At 59.3% G+C, this 15,459-nt stretch carries 11 protein-coding genes; 8 read left to right on the plus strand and 3 right to left on the minus strand.

From position 1 onward, the window contains the following. The first annotated feature begins 32 nt into the window (after window positions 1-32). The 3 genes from ACFFT4_RS14820 (at window position 33) to ACFFT4_RS14830 (ending at window position 5,359) form a co-directional block, all read left to right on the plus strand. The gene (locus tag ACFFT4_RS14820) at window positions 33-2,288 is read left to right on the plus strand and encodes an AAA family ATPase (RefSeq protein WP_378048854.1); all 2,256 of its coding nucleotides are present in this window, start codon (window positions 33-35) and stop codon (window positions 2,286-2,288) included. Window positions 2,289-2,411: 123 nt separating this feature from the next. Beyond that, a complete protein-coding gene (locus tag ACFFT4_RS14825) occupies window positions 2,412-4,217 on the plus strand; it encodes a sensor histidine kinase (protein ID WP_378048856.1) in 1,806 nt (601 codons plus the stop codon). Next, a complete protein-coding gene (locus tag ACFFT4_RS14830; RefSeq protein ID WP_378048857.1) occupies window positions 4,214-5,359 on the plus strand; it encodes a response regulator in 1,146 nt (381 codons plus the stop codon). The genes ACFFT4_RS14825 and ACFFT4_RS14830 overlap by 4 nt, the downstream gene beginning before the upstream one ends. A gap of 130 nt (window positions 5,360-5,489) precedes the next feature. Here ACFFT4_RS14830 and ACFFT4_RS14835 read toward each other — a convergent pair whose 3' ends face one another. Then, complete coding sequence (locus ACFFT4_RS14835; RefSeq protein WP_378048859.1) at window positions 5,490-6,602, minus strand: GntR family transcriptional regulator; 1,113 nt, start codon at window positions 6,600-6,602, stop codon at window positions 5,490-5,492. 364 nt (window positions 6,603-6,966) lie between these two features. On the opposite strand from ACFFT4_RS14835, the gene ACFFT4_RS14840 reads away from it, so the two are divergent. The 5 genes from ACFFT4_RS14840 (at window position 6,967) to ACFFT4_RS14860 (ending at window position 11,377) form a co-directional block, all read left to right on the plus strand. Further along, a complete protein-coding gene (locus ACFFT4_RS14840) occupies window positions 6,967-7,608 on the plus strand; it encodes a cyclase family protein (protein WP_378048861.1) in 642 nt (213 codons plus the stop codon). A gap of 16 nt (window positions 7,609-7,624) precedes the next feature. After that, a complete protein-coding gene (locus ACFFT4_RS14845) occupies window positions 7,625-8,593 on the plus strand; it encodes a C-terminal binding protein (protein WP_378048862.1) in 969 nt (322 codons plus the stop codon). A gap of 53 nt (window positions 8,594-8,646) precedes the next feature. Then, window positions 8,647-9,666 carry a zinc-dependent alcohol dehydrogenase gene (locus ACFFT4_RS14850; protein WP_378048864.1) on the plus strand — a complete coding sequence of 340 codons (1,020 nt, stop codon included), beginning with the start codon at window positions 8,647-8,649 and terminating at the stop codon, window positions 9,664-9,666. Window position 9,667: 1 nt separating this feature from the next. Further along, window positions 9,668-10,423, plus strand: coding sequence for an SDR family NAD(P)-dependent oxidoreductase (locus ACFFT4_RS14855; RefSeq protein ID WP_378048866.1), 756 nt, complete (start codon window positions 9,668-9,670; stop codon window positions 10,421-10,423). 78 nt (window positions 10,424-10,501) lie between these two features. After that, window positions 10,502-11,377 (plus strand): fumarylacetoacetate hydrolase family protein, encoded by an 876-nt coding sequence (locus tag ACFFT4_RS14860; protein ID WP_378048869.1) that lies wholly within the window; start codon window positions 10,502-10,504, stop codon window positions 11,375-11,377. 290 nt (window positions 11,378-11,667) lie between these two features. Here the strand turns inward: ACFFT4_RS14860 and ACFFT4_RS14865 are convergent, their stop codons facing one another. Continuing rightward, window positions 11,668-13,443 carry an ABC transporter ATP-binding protein gene (locus ACFFT4_RS14865; RefSeq protein ID WP_378048871.1) on the minus strand — a complete coding sequence of 592 codons (1,776 nt, stop codon included), beginning with the start codon at window positions 13,441-13,443 and terminating at the stop codon, window positions 11,668-11,670. After that, the gene (locus ACFFT4_RS14870; protein ID WP_378048873.1) at window positions 13,436-15,205 is read right to left on the minus strand and encodes an ABC transporter ATP-binding protein; all 1,770 of its coding nucleotides are present in this window, start codon (window positions 15,203-15,205) and stop codon (window positions 13,436-13,438) included. Before ACFFT4_RS14870 ends, ACFFT4_RS14865 begins: the two co-directional genes overlap by 8 nt. Window positions 15,206-15,459: the final 254 nt, after the last annotated feature.

Consider the following 15,459-nt stretch of genomic DNA (forward strand, 5'->3'; position numbering starts at 1 on the left):
GCGGACAGATACGTTAAGCGGGGGGAAACGAGATGGAGCGGATTGCCGCAAGAGCGGAAGTCGCCGAGGCGGAAGCCGGAGCCGGCGCGCCTTATCGGGATGGAGCGGAAGCGGTTCGAGGCTGGCTGGAATGGCTGGATGCGGGCATCGCCCTTATGCTGCACCGCCGGGAGCGGCTGGATCGGGAGCTTGCGTCCGCGGCGGATGCGTTCGGCCCGAATCCGGCAGCGCGCGATTTTCGTCCCCGAGCCGGCGGGCCGGCGTCCGGAGAGCCGGAGGACGGAACCGAGCGGGAGCTGTCGCTCCAATGGGAACGCGCGCGCATCCGGGCGGAGCATGCCGCGCGGCTTGGAGAGCGGGACGGCGCGTTTTTGCCGATTCCGTATTTGGCCCGTCTGTTCGGACTGACGGCGCTGGAGCAGAGAATGGTATGGATCTGTCTCGCCGTCGAAGCGGACCGGAAATACGAATCGGCGTTTGCGCTGCTGCAAGGCGAGCGTGGCGCGACGTATCCGAGCCGCGATCTGGCGGCCGCTCTCGCCGCGTCCGACGAGGCCGAGCGCCGGCTGGCGGCGCGGATTCTGCGGGGCGACGGGCTGCTGAACCGCTATTTCCTGCGCGAGGCGGGCGGCGCGCGCAAGGACGGCACGACCCTCAACCGGTTCTGCCGGCTGGACGAGCGCATCGTTCGTTTTGCGCTCGATTCCGCCGCTTTGCCGGAGACGCTGGCCCGCTATATGGATCTCGTCTCCCCCTCCTCCGAGCCGCCGCCGCTGCTCGGCCATTTCGACATTCAGACGAAATTGCGCGAGTGGCTGGCGAGCCGCGTCGAAGAGGACGAGAGCGGCAGAACGCCGCTAATCGTTTCCCTGTGGGGGGCTGAGGGAACGGGCAAAAGAACGCAAGTCGCCCACCTCGGCGTACACTTCGACGAAGCGCTGCTGTATGTCGACATGGCGAAGCTGCCGGAAGAGGAGGAGGGCGGACCGGACGCCCTGGACGACGTTTTTCGCGAAGCGGCGATCCAGCAGGCGATTCCCGTATTTTGCGGCTTTCTCCCGGCAAGCGACGGAGAAGCCGCAAGACGCCGCAAGCAAGCTTGGCTTGAACGGCTGGCCCGGCAGCCGGGCACCGTCTTCCTGCTGTCGGAGGCGCCTTGCCGTTCGCTCGACCGCCGCGGGGCGATCGGGCTGGAGCTGGAAATTCCGGGACTGCGGGAGGAGGAGCGGCTCGAGGCGTGGCGGGCTCTTGCGCGCGCCTACGAGGTGGAGGACGGCCTCGATTGGGAGGCGCTCTCTTCGCGGTTTGTTTTCCAGCCGGGACAGATCGCGAGCGCGCTGAAGGCGGCCCGCGCCTCGGCCCAGTGGCGGGCGGCCGGCGGCGGCCGGGAGCAAGTCGGCTGGAGCGACCTGATTCAGGCCTGCTACAGGCAGCTAAGCCATAACCTGGCCGCCAAGTCGAAGCGGCTGTCGCCGAAAAACCGTTGGCAGGATCTCGTGCTGCCCGAAGAGCAGACCCACAAGCTCCGGCACGCCTGCAATCATATCCGCTTCAAGCATACCGTGTACGGGTCCTGGGGCTTTGAGCGCAAGCTCTCCTACGGCACCGGGGTCAGCCTGCTGTTCTCGGGGCCGCCGGGCACGGGCAAGACGATGGCGGCGGAGATTGCCGCGAACGAGCTGGACATGGAAATTTACAAAATCGATTTGTCGCAAATTATGAGCAAGTACATCGGCGAGACCGAGAAGAACCTGCGCGACATTTTCGACGAGGCCCAGTCGAGCTACGCGATTTTATTTTTCGACGAAGCCGACGCCCTGTTCGGCAAACGTTCCGAGGTCAAGGATTCCCATGACAAGAACGCCAACACGGAGGTTGCCTTCCTGCTGCAAAAAATGGAGGAGTACCGGGGGATTTCCATCCTGGCGACCAACTATTTGCAAAACATGGACGAAGCCTTTTTGCGCCGCATCAATTACGTGATCCGATTCCCGTTTCCGGACGAGAAGCAGCGGGAGGCGATCTGGAGGAACATTTTCCCGCCGCAGACGCCGCTTGCCTCCGATCTGGATTGCGGGTTCCTCGGACGCAAGCTGCAGATGTCGGGCGGAAGCATCAAGAACATCGCTCTTACGGCGGCTTTTCTGGCGAGCGGGAGCGGGGACGCCGTCGGGATGAAGCAGGTGCTTCAGGCGTACCAATACGAGCTGGACAAGACGAATCGCGCGATTACCAGGGACGAGCTGGGGGAATACGGCTACTTCTTCGACGAGATTCGACACGGTTAGTTTTTGCGGGGGAACTTATCGTTCCTACACTTCGCTGCCGGATGATATGATAGAGTCGAGACGATATGCGAGCCGGTCCGCGGGGACCGATTCAACCGACAGTCGTCCGGGGGAGCCGCAGACATGGATATCAAACAGTGGATGTCGATCTTGCTTTTTATCGCCACGGCGATCATGCTGTTCATCTCGTGGGTCTCCTATCGGAAGCGCCATCTTCCCGTGGTGAGAACGATGATTGTCCTGATGCTGGCGGCGGCCTTCTATGCTTTCGGTTATGCGCTGGAGGTGCTTAGCCGAAATCTGAACGAGTTCAAGCTGTCGCTGCAGATCGAATATTTGGGCATTCCCTTCGTGTCTACCTTGTGGCTCATTCTGGTCATCCAGTTTACGGGAGCCGCCGCAGGATATCGCAAGCGGCTGACCGTGGCGCTGATGATCGTTCCCGCGTGCGTCTTCGGATTTCATTTAACGAACGATTGGCATCATCTCGTATACGAGCGCTACATCTTGAACACGGACACTCCGGTGCCTCTGTACACGACTGTCAAGGGCATCTGGTACAAGGTGCATATGCTTTACAATTACAGTGTGATGCTGTGCGGGCTGCTGCTGTTCATTCCGATGTATTTGCGCTCCCTGCCGGCCACGCGCAAGCAGATCGTCGTTCTCGCCTTGGGCGCGGCCGCGCCGATGCTGCTGAACGCGGTGTTCTTCTTCGGCGTCGCCGTCGACTTGACGCCGTTCGGATTCGTCCTATCGGGGATCGCCTACGTATGGGGGATTTATCGCTTTAATCTGCTGCGCTTGATGCCGCTCGCGCAGGCGAAAATTTTCGACACGATCCGGGACGGGGTCATTGTGATAGACGGCGAGGACAGAATCGTGAACTTTAACCGTTCCGCCCTGTCCGTGCTGAGCGGGCTTGGCGGCGCCTCCCGTTACCCGGAGCATGCCGAGAAGGTGCTGGCCGGTTATCCGGAGCTGCTGGCCAACCTGCGCGACGCGGGCTCCGGAGAGAGCCGGTTCCCGTTTCGGCGTCTGGACGGCGAGCGGCTGCGGCATTACCATTGCAGCGTCACTCCGATTCAAGATTCGGACGAGATGCCGCTCGGCAAAATTCTGATGTTCAACGAGATTACGGAGCTTAAGGAGAACGAGTCGCGGCTGCGGGAGAAGACGCGTCAGCTCGCCGAGCTGAACGCCTTCAAGGACAAGCTGTTTACCGTCGTGGCGCACGATATCCGCGACCCGATCGCGCTGCTTGTCAGCTTGACCGAGCTTCTGGGCGAGGAGCGGGCCGCCGTCGACCGGGAGCATGACGAGCTCTTCCTGGAGCTGAAGGAGCAGGTGCGCAGCACCTTCCAGCTGGTGGAGCATCTGCTGGACTGGTATCGCAGCCAGAAGGGCCAGGTCCAGTTCCGCCCGATGAGCTGGAATCTGCAGCAGGTCGTTCGTCAGGCGCTGTCGCTGGCCAGGGCCAAGGCGGACATGAAGCGGATCGCGATGACGGAGAGTGTCGGCGAGCAGCTGGTCGTTCAAGCCGACAAAGAGATGCTGGACTTAATCTTGCGCAACCTGCTTGCCAACGCGATCAAATACACGGGCATCGGGGGCGCGATCGAGATCGGCGCCGCCCTGGAGAACGGGGCGGTCGTCGTCGCCGTTCGCGACAACGGGACGGGCATCGATCCGCATGTCTCGGAGCAGCTGCAGATGGAGCAGCCCTTCTTCAAGCCCTCGTCGAGCGAAGACGATTCGGCGAACGCCCGGTTCGGCCTCGTCCTGGCCCGGGAATTTCTGCGCATTCACGGCGGACGTCTGTGGTTCCATAGCGTTCCGGGCAAGGGAACGACCTTCTATTTCTCGCTGACGGGCGCGGCCGGCGGCCGGATTCCGTTCACTGACGCTAGGGAGGAGGCAAGTTTATGAAAACGATTCTGGTGGACGACGAACCGGCGATGCATCTGATTTTGCGCAAAATGCTGGCGAAGCTGCCGGAGGTTCAGGTGGAAGGCGCTTTTACGAATGCGCAAGCCGCGACGGCTTTCCTGCGGGACAACCGGGAGATCGGCCTGGCCTTCGTCGATATTTCCATGGCGGGGGAGAGCGGGCTGTCCTTCGCCGCCGCGACGAACGCCGCGGGTTTTCCCGTGCAGATCGTCTTCGTCACGTCGCATAAGGAGTATGCGCTGGAGGCGTTCGAGCTGTCCGTGCTGGATTATCTCGTGAAGCCCGTCACGCAGGAGCGGCTGCAGCGAACGGTTCAGCGCGCGTTGGCGGTTACGGAACGGCTGCGGCGGGCGGAGGCCGAGGCCGCGAGCGAGACGACGGGAAGAACCGTCGTTACGGTGCTGGGCGACGTCGTCGTAAGCAACGAGACGGGCCGCGTCAAATGGATTTCGCGCAAATGCGCCGAGCTGTTCGCTTACCTGCTGCTCCATCGGGGCCGAAGAATTCCCCGTTCCCGCTTGATTCCCGACATTTTCGGCGGGATGGAGCACGAGCAGGCGCTGAAATATTTGAACACTTCGATCTATCAACTGCGCAAATCGCTGGAGCCGCTCGGCCTGCGCGATATCGTACGGTCGGAGAACGACGGATACGCGCTCGAGCTGGCGGCCGATTGTTCGATCGATTGCGAGGAGTTCGAGAGACAGGCGCGGGGCTTGCAGGTCATCACGGCCGAGAACGCGGAGCAGGCGGGACGGATCGAACGCTCCTACACCGGGGACCTGTTCGGAGATCGGGCGTACGTGTGGGCCGTTCACGAGACGGATCGTTACTCGGAGCTGTATGCCTCGCTTGTCGGACGGCTTGCCGAATACCATCTCTCGATGCGCAACCCGGAAGGCGCGCTAAGCCTGCTCGCGAAGCTGAACCAGCGCAACCCGCTGGACGAATCGGTCGTTCGCCTGCTTATGCTGACGCGCGAGCGGATGGGGGACGTCAACGGAATCAACGCGCTGTACGCCGATTACGTTCGGCTTCTCGACCGCGAGCTGGGCATTCGTCCGTCCGACGATCTGGTCGGCTATTACGAGGAACGGCTTGGCCGTTCCCGGAACAACTGAAGAGGACGGCAGCGGCGGCGCTTGTCCGCCGCAGCGCCGAACAAAGCAAAACCGGAGACGTCGGGCGCGGGCCGCCTGGCGTCTCCGGTTTTGCTTTTCTCGCGCGCTTCTCGCCTGTCGCGTTATCCGATTACGAAAGCTCGACAAGGCGCGGGGTAATCATCTGCTTGCGCGGCTCGGTCCCGTTGGCGATGGAATCCACCATCATTTGCGCCGCAATCGTCCCCATCCCGAACGGAGATTGATCGACGTAGGCGGCCGGGGAGACGCAATCCGGATAGAGCAGCGGCTGATCGCAGCAAATGATGCGAATGTGCTTCAAGCCGAGCTTGGCGCAGGCCTTGCCGATGTAACGGGCGAGCAGCGCGTCGACGGCGGCGATGGCGTCGAGATCCCGGTTGTTCTCCAGAAAATCGATGATTTCCGGAGGGAGCTCGTCCCCGTCCTTGTCGGACTGCTCGAGTATGGACGTCGAGACCGAGAGAATTCTCCGCGGGGGCAGCGGCTCTTTCCCCTTCTGGACAAGTGCGTTCTGGAACCCGTTCACCCGGTCGCTTACGCCGATCGTGTACAAGGGAGGATAGGTCACGAGGCCGATCGCTTGAGCCTTCCGCCCGATCAGATAATCCACCATAAGCGTGCCGATTTCCTTCGTGTTGCAGAACACGCCGTTGGTTCGAATGTCGCGCATCGTTCTTTCGACGAGCACGACGGGATGCTTGTTCAACACAAGCCGGACGATGTCGTCGTTGAAGTGCTGCTCCCCTTGACTGGCCACGATAATGATTCCGTCGACGGGGAGGCTTAAGAAGTCGCGGATCGCCCTCGATTCCTCCTCGCGATTCGAAATCCTCTTGAACACAAAATGATAGGAAAGCTCCGTCAACGCGGATTCTACTCCGGAAATCAACATAGAGGAGTAATGGGACTCCATCCATGGCATGATGAATCCGATCATCCTCGCGCTTTGCTGCAGCGGAAGCCGCGGAGGCTGGTGAGTGTCCGCCAGGCTCGCGCTTTGGTTTCTGTCGGTAACGAAGGTTCCCTTGCCGCGATGGCGGTAGAGATAGCCGTCGTTCACCAAGCCGAGCATGGCATGCTTCGCCGTTATTCTGCTGACTTGGAACTGGTCGGCGATTTCCCGTTCGGGAGGGATCTGATAGTGCGGCGGCCACAGGCCTCTCTCTATTTGCGCGATAATATAATCCTGGATTTGCGAATACAAGGGCTTCTTCGCGTTCATATCTGGATTCACTCCGAATTCGTCGATAAAATCGATGCTTGGTTTTGATGAAAGTATATAACATCAGTATTAATATATCAATGCCGGTGAATAGAGGGCTGTTTCATGAAAATTTTCGGGAATCTCCGTGACGTTGACGGGTATTTGATGGCGATAGCAGTCTTTCCCTCTCTTTCTTGGCCGCTTCCTTTCTCTCAAATGGGATAACAGAACTAATATAACTTTATGACACAAATAATGTATTGACATGACCAATTGTCCGGTGTTACTCTTGATCTGCAAACGCTTACCCTATGACAGTAAAGCTTTGTTAGCTTTTAGTGGCGGCGAAATTGGATATATCTTTTTGGGGAGGTTGGAAGCTATGAACGGTAAGATCGTGGATTTGTCCTTGGATATTTATCATGCCGCGCCGACATTTCCTCTGGATCCGAAATGCGCGGTCATCGTCCATCACACGGTCGACAGTATGGGCTATAACATTTCGCAGCTGGTGATGAGCACCCATCAAGGCACTCACCTGGATGCGCCGTTTCATTTTCTCGACGACGGGAAGACGGTGGAGCAGCTCGACCTGAACAAGTGCATCGGGGATGCGCTGCTCGTCGATCTGTCCCGCAAGAAGCCGAAGGAAGCGATCACGGTCGAAGATTTCGCGCCTGTGGCCCACCGGATCGGCGAAGGAACCCGGCTTATCTATCGGACGGATTGGTTCAGGCAGTATCCGCAGAAGCACTATTTCTCCGATTTTCCCTACATGACGATCGAGCTGGCGGAATGGCTGGCGGAACGCAAAATCGCGATGATCGGCATGGACGTTCCGACGCCGAATCCGACGGATTTCGATCCGGTTCACAAAATTTTGCTCCAAGCGGAAATCGTCATCGTGGAAGGACTGGCGAACTTGGGCGACGTCGGCGCGGACGAATTTTTCTTCATGGCGGCTCCCTTGCGGATCCAAGGGCGCGACGGCTCGCCGATCAGAGCGCTGGCGATGCTGAAATAAACGGCAGGAGGCAAACATGAGCAAGTACTTGGCAGCGGTTACGGATTTCGGATTTCCCGACCTGGAGCAAGAGAAGCGGCTGTTGCAGCCGTTAGGATTCGCTTTTGCCGAGGGGCAATGCAAGACGGCAAGCGAAGTCGCCGCGCTGTGCCGCGACGCGGACGCCGTGCTGACCCAGTGGGCGCCGGTTACGGCGGAAGCGATCGAGTCGTTCGAGAAATGCAGAGTGATCGTGAGATACGGCATCGGCGTCGACAACGTCGACTTGGAAGCGGCCAGGCGCAAAAATATTCCCGTCGTCAACGTGCCCGATTACGCCATCGAGGAAGTGGCCGACCACACGCTTTCCTTGATGTTGGCCATTGTTCGTAAAATCCCTCAGGTAGCGCAGCGGGTGAGAGACGGCATATGGGAAATTTCGCCCTGCCGGCCGATGATCGGCTTGCAGGATAAAACGATCGGATTGGCGGGATTCGGCAATATCGCCAGAGCGGTGCTGAAGCGGGCGGCCGCCTTCGGCCTTAAAGCGATCGCTTACGATCCGTACGTCGACGAGTCGGTCTTTGCCGGGCTGGCGGCGGAGAAGGTGGATTGGGAGACGCTGCTCGCCCGCAGCGATATTTTGTCCGTGCACATGCCGCTTACGCCGGCCACGAAACGGATCTTGAATGCGGACGCCTTCGACAGGATGAAGCCCGCAAGCTTCCTGGTCAATACCTCCAGAGGAGGGACGGTCGACACCGGAGCGCTGATCGAGGCCCTTCGCGACGGCAGGATCGCGGGAGCCGCGGTCGACGTGCTGGAACAGGAGCCGATCGCTCCCGACAGCCCGCTGCTGAAGATGGACAACTGCATCGTCACGAGCCATTGCGCCTGGTATTCGGAAAGCTCGCTGCTTCGATTGCAGGAGTACGCGGCGCTCGAAATCAAGAGACTGTTTTCCGGAGAGCCTCTGCATCACGTGGTGAACGGGGTAGGCCAATAATCCCCGCCGCGGAAGACGGGGGAAAGATTAGATCGGAAGGGCTGGAAGCAGCGATGAAAGCACTTGTGTATCTTGGAGCGAGGCAGCTGGCGATAGAGGAGCGGGACGTTCCGGAGCCGAAAGCGGACGAGGCGCTCGTTCGCGTCGAAGCCGTCGGCATCTGCGGCAGCGAATTGGAAGGCTACTTGGGGCATAGCGCCATAAGGGTGCCTCCCCTGGTGATGGGGCACGAATTTTGCGGATCGATCGTTCGTACGGGAGCCGATGTAAGCGGTTTATCGATCGGGGACAAGGCAATCGTGAATCCGCTTGTCTCCTGCGGAACGTGCGACCGCTGCCGGATCGGCAGAGGCAACGTTTGCCGCAATCGGCAGATCGTCGGCATCCACCGCCCGGGAGCGTTCGCGGAATACGTCGCCGTTCCCGCCGCGAATATTTATCCCGTACCGTCGGAGATGGATTCCAATCTGGCCTCCCTGGCGGAGCCGCTGGCGGTATGTATTCACGCGGTTAAGCTGGGCTTGAGGCCGTATGAAGATCTGCTCGTCTACGGAGCCGGCCCGATCGGACTGCTGACGCTTCAGGCGGCGATGACGATGGGCGCCAATCGCGTGCTGGTCGTGGACAGGCAGCCGGACAGGCTGATCTTCGCGAAGCGGTTTGGCGCCGAGGTCGCGACGCCGGAGCGTGCGGAGGAAGCGCGAGAGAGCTTGTTCGGAGCGCGGGGAGTGGATACGATCATCGACTGCGTGGGGGTTCAAGCCACCCGCGAGCAAGCGGTCCGAAGCGTCAATCCGGGCGGCACGATCGTTGCGGTAGGACTCGGGCAGGATCAATCCTTGCTTTCCATGAATCACGTCGTCCGCCAGGAAATCTCAATCGTCGGATCGTACACGTATTCGGACGAGGATTTCGAGCAGGCAGTCCGACTGTTGTCGCAAGGGAAAGTCACCGGAGAGCATTGGTCGACGACATGCGGCCTGGAGGAAGCGATCGGGGTGTTCGCGGCCCTTGCCGACGGCAGCGCCAAGTTCAGCAAATATATCATAAATCTTTTAGAAGGAGTGCGGTAAAATGAGCAGGTTAGCGGGCAAAACGGCCATCGTGACAGGCAGCACCAGAGGGATCGGCAGAGGAATCGCCGTCCGCTACGGCAGAGAGGGAGCGAACGTAGTCGTGTCGGGCACGAACGCGGAGCTGTGCGAGGAGGTGGCGGAATCGATCCGTCGGGAGGGCGGGTCCGCGATCGGCATCGTGTGCGACGTATCCGATCTCGAGCAGATCAATCGTCTGTACGACAAGACGCTGGAGCGATTCGGCGAGATCAACATCGTCGTGAACAACGCGGGAATCGCCGTATTCAAACCTTTTGTCGAGGTCGAACCGGAGACGGTCAGGAAAATATGGAACGTGAACCTGTTCGGCACCTTCTTCAGCGGGCAGCGGGCGGCGAAGGAAATGATTCGGCAGGGCAAGGGGGGCAAAATCATCAATATGTCGTCCATCTCCGAGGAAGTCGGCACCGCCAATCTGACGCAATACGCGACGACCAAAGGCGGCATTAAGATTATGACGAAGTGCATGGCGCTCGAGCTGGCCGAATACGGAATCAACGTCAACGCGATCGGCGCCGGCGTCATCGACACGGATATCAGCATGGAGGAATTCTCCAAGCCCGGCATGAGAGAAGAGACGGTTAGGAGAATTCCGTGGGGCCGTATGGGAGAGCCCGAGGATCTGGCCGGTACGGCGGTATTCCTGGCGCATGAGGATTCGGATTACGTTACCGGAACGACGGTGTACGTCGACGGCGGTTTGCTGGCGATGTAACGCCCTAAAAAAATCCGGATTGGCTGCGCAAGCTCTTCGATCGGCGGCATTAGAATGGAATAACGGGGGGACTGGAAAATGAAGCTGGCAACGTTTATTCGCAACGGACGGCAGGAGCTCGGCGTGAAGGTGGACGCCGGCATCGTAGACCTGGCGCGGGCCGGGTTGATCTGCGACGTTATGGAAGTCATAGAGGGCGGCGCGGCAAAAGTCGCGGAGCTGGAGCGGGCGATCGGAGAATTGGAGCTGTCGGCTTCATCCGAATACGTTCTGGAGGAATCGTCGTTGGAATGGGGGCCTTGCGTCACGCGGCCGAACAAAATCATCTGCGTCGGGCTGAATTACCGCAAGCACGCGGAAGAGACGAATGCGCCGATTCCGGAGTACCCGATTCTGTTCAACAAGTTCAACAACACGCTGACCGGTCACTTGAAGCCGATCGCCGTGCCCGAAGCGACCGAGAAGCTGGACTACGAAGCCGAATTGGTCGTCGTCATCGGCAAGAAAGCGAAAAACGTCGCCCGGGCAAACGCGCTTGAGCACGTATTCGGCTATGCCTGCGTGAACGATTTGTCCGCGCGCGATTTGCAGCTTCGCACCCATCAATGGCTGCTCGGCAAGACGTGCGACGACTTCAGTCCGCTCGGTCCGTACCTGGTAACGGCGGACGAAGTCGGGAATCCGAACGCTTTGGCGATCCGCGCGATCGTGAACGGGGAAGTCCGGCAAAGCTCCAATACTTCGGACATGATCTTCCATGTCGACGAGATCGTCAGCTACATTTCCCGGCATATGACGCTTGTTCCCGGGGATATCATTTTGACGGGCACGCCGGAAGGCGTCGTGCTGGGTCTTCCGCCGGAGCGGCAAGTTTATCTGAAGCCCGGCGACGAAGTGACGATCGAGATCGAGAAGCTGGGCCGGCTCACGAATCGTTTTATCGCCGAGCTGTAGCTCTCCGCGCTTCGTTTCGCCCTCTGTCTGCCATTCTGGCATAGAGATTGCGAAAAGGGCTGTCCGATAAGCCATTAGAGGGCAACAACAAAAATGATCGATTTATAACCATGGGGATATATCTCCTTCCGCTGCTGATACGGTCATGAAATTTGGATTTGATTAACCCGTAACAGGGTAATTTCATGACCGTATGAGGCAGGCGCTTCGCTCTACAGGAGATATATCCCCATTCTTTTTTCGATCATTTTTGTTGCCCTGGCTTATGGAACAGCCCCGTGCTGCTGCCCCTACGCCTCCATCTTCTGAGCGCTGTGAAGCTTGTAGTAACGGCCCCGGAGCGCGATCAGCTCGTCGTGAGAGCCGGATTCGGCCACGCCTTTGTCGGAGACGTACATGATGCGGTCGCAGTTCTTTACCGTAGAGAGACGGTGCGCGATAATGAACGACGTTCTTCCCTTGAGCAGCTCGTTCAGGCCCTGCTGAAGCAGCCGCTCGGTCCGGGCGTCAATGGAAGAAGTCGCTTCGTCCAGAATGAGGATGCGCGGGTTGGCCAGCAGCGTTCGGGCGAACGAGATGAGCTGCCGCTGTCCCTGCGACAGCTTCGAGCCGCGTTCGTTGACCTCCGTCCGGTAGCCTTGCTCGAACTCGCGGATGAATTCGTCCGCCCGGACCGTCTTGGCCGCGGCGATCACTTCCTCCTCGGTGGCGTCGAGCTTGCCGTACCGGATATTGTCCATGATCGTGCCGGAGAAAATAAAGCTGTCCTGCAGCATGATGCCCATCTGGCTCCGCAGCGACTGAAGCGTCACTTCGGCGATATCGTGGCCGTCGACGAGAATCCGTCCGCCCGTCACGTTGTAGAAGCGGGAGATCAGGTTCACGACCGTCGTCTTGCCCGCGCCCGTCGGGCCGACCAGGGCGACGCTCTCGCCGGGCTTGATGTCGAAGCTCAGGTGCTCCAGAATGTTATGCCCCGGCTCGTAGGCGAACGTCACGTCGTCGAACGTAACCCGGCCCCGGAGCGGCGGCAGCTCGTGCGCATCGGCAACGTCGCTTACCGTTACCGGTTCGTCCAGCGTCTCGAAGATGCGCTCCAGATAGGCGACGGCGTTGATGAAGCTGTTGTACAGGTTCGACAGGTTCAGAATCGGCTGCCAGAAGCGCGCCGCGTAGCCGCTCATGGCGAGAAGAACGCCGAAGGTGATCTCGGCCGGTCCCATCCACAGCAGCCCGACGAAGAACAGCGCCGCGGTGACGATCGTCGTCAGGTTGTCGACCGTGAACGGAACGAGAAAGTTGAGGTACATCGTCCGCATCCAGGCTTTGCGATAATTGGCCGACAGGCGGGTGAAGATGCCTTCGTTGCGCTGCTCGCGGGTGAACGTCTGGGTGACGCGAATGCCGCTGATGCTCTCCTGCAGATAGGCGTTCAGGTTGGAGCTTTTGTTGGACACCGACTGCCAGGCCCGGCGCTGCTTGGTCTTGAGCAGCAGCATGATGCCGAGGAAGATCGGCAGTCCGCCGAGAATGATCAGCGACAGCTTGGCGTCCACCGCGAACATGAAGGCGGCGATGAAGATCAGGTTCATGATCTCGAGAATAAAGTTGATAATGCCGTTGGACAACACGTCAGACACCGAGTTGACGTAGTTGACGACACGGATGAGAATTTTGCCCTGGGGCCGGTCGTCGTAATATTGGAAGGGCAGCTTCTGCAAATGCTTGAACAGATCCGTGCGAATTTCGAAAATGATATCCTGCCCCACACGCGTCATGATCCGCGAGCGGACCGCGGCCAGAACGACGCTGACGACGATGGTGGCGAGCATCAGCCCGGACCAGCCGATCAGCCCGGTTCTGTCCTTCGCGGGAATCGTCACGTCGACGACATGCTGGATGATGAGCGGCGCGGACAGGCCGATGCCGGCCGACAGGGCGCTCAGCACGAAGGCGACGAGCATCGGCTTCTTCTGCTTCTTGATATAGACGAGCGCGCGGCGGAAATGCCGAATGTCGAACGGCGATTCCAACTCCTCGTCGATGTCGAATTTATTTCTAGCCATTCGCGGTCGCCTGCCTTCCGATGCCTTCGTTCTGCAGCATGAATACTTCGTAATAATAGCCCCGCTTCGCGAGCAGCTCGGCATGGGTGCCCTCTTCGATCACGCGGCCGTTGTCCAGAATGAGGATGCGGTCGGCCTGCGCCGTCGTGGACACGCGCTGCGCGATAATGATCTTCGTGCAGGTGAAATCCAGCTCCCGCAAGCTTTGCTGAATATGCTCCTCCGTCTCCAGGTCGACCGCCGAAGTCGTATCGTCGAGAATCAGAATCGGCGGTTGAATGGCCATCGCCCGGGCCAGGGCGATACGCTGCTTCTGGCCGCCCGACAGGCCGACGCCGCGCTCTCCGACGAGCGTGTCGTAGCCCTCCGGCATTTTGCGAATAAAGTCGTGCGCGGCGGCGAGCCGGGCGAACTTCGTGACCTCCTCCTCCGGCAGCTCCGGATTGCCGAAGGCGATATTGCCGTCGATCGTGTCGGAGAACAGCAGGACGTCCTGCGTCGCTACCCCGATATTGCCGCGCAGCTCGTCGAGCTCCAGCTTGCGCACGTCGACCCCGTCCACCAGAACGCGTCCCTTCGTCGCATCGTAGAAGCGCGGAATGAGGCTGATCAGCGTCGTCTTGCCGGAGCCTGTCGCCCCCATAATGGCGATCGTCTCGCCGGGCTCGACCGTGAAGTCGATATTTTCCAGCACCGTCGCATTGTCGTGCTTGAAGCTCACCTGTTCGAACTGAATCCGGCCTTGATAGCGCCGTTTCACGACGGGGTTGTGCTCGTTGACGATTTTCGGGTGCGCGTAGTACACCTCGATGATTTTGCTCAGGCTGGCGAAGAAGCGCTGAATGTCGTTGATGATGATGCCGATGTTGCGCATCGGGTTGGACAATCCCCAGATCAGCGCGGAGAACGCGGAAAATTCCCCGAAAGTAATCCTTCCGTTCATGACGAACAGACCGCCCGCCAGCATCAGAATGACGTTAAAGCCCTGCGCGAACGTCTCGAGATACGGGAAATAGTCGAGCCACACCATCGCCGCGGCCTTGTTCGCCTTGGAGTAGTTGACGTTTTTCTCGTTAAATTTCTCGATCTCGTGTTCTTCCCGTGCGAACGCTTTGACGACGCGGTTGCCCGAGATGTTCTCCTGCGTCGTCGTGTTCAGCTGCGACAGACGTTCCCGCAAGTCGGTATACATGGGACGAACGCGCCTTGCGAACAGGAAAGCCGTGACGAAGATCGGCGGCGACAGCAGGAGCAGCCACCAGGTCAGAGCGACGTCGATATAGAAGAAATAGACAACAGCGGCCAGGAACACCGTCAACGATTCGATAATCGTCTTGAAAATCCACGACATCGTATGCCGGACCATATCGAGGTCGCCGGTCATTTTGGTCATCAGATCCCCGGTGCGGTTAAGGTCGTAATAATGCATGTCCTGGCCCTGGATTTTGTTGTACAGATAAATCCGAACCCGATAGAGCATGTTCTGCGAGGCGCGCTCGTACAGAAGGGTTGTAAAATACGCCATGCCCGTACGCAGGAACGAAAAGCCGATCATGCCGAAGATTAGCCCGATGAGCAGCGCCCGCTCGTCGATCAATTTTTGCGCCGCGTCGGCGCCCGTGACGAACGTATCGACGATAAGCTGGCCGATGTACGGATTCACGATCGTGAGCGAGGAGCCCGCGACCGAGAGGAACAAGGCCAGAACGTACCGTACCCGATCCCCCTTCAAGTTGTGCCATAACCACTTCAGCTGAAACATTCCATCACCGGCTTTTGTAAGTTGTGAGTGCCCGAGCGCCGAGGACGGCTCCCGATTTGCAAACTACGGAGATTATATCACGCCTGTCAAGAATTCTAACGCAGACAAAACGAGGGAAAGGGGGATAAGGGGAGCAAAATAGGCCAAGACGAGTCCCAGGGACCGCTCAGCCTTAGTTTTTCTCGATTCGCTTCGTTCGTGCTTCCGTTTACGTCGGTCCATCGTATTATGAATCGCCAGGGCGATAACGGTAT

The sequence above is a fragment of the Cohnella cellulosilytica genome (genome assembly GCF_042431195.1).
Classification (GTDB): domain Bacteria; phylum Bacillota; class Bacilli; order Paenibacillales; family Paenibacillaceae; genus Cohnella; species Cohnella cellulosilytica.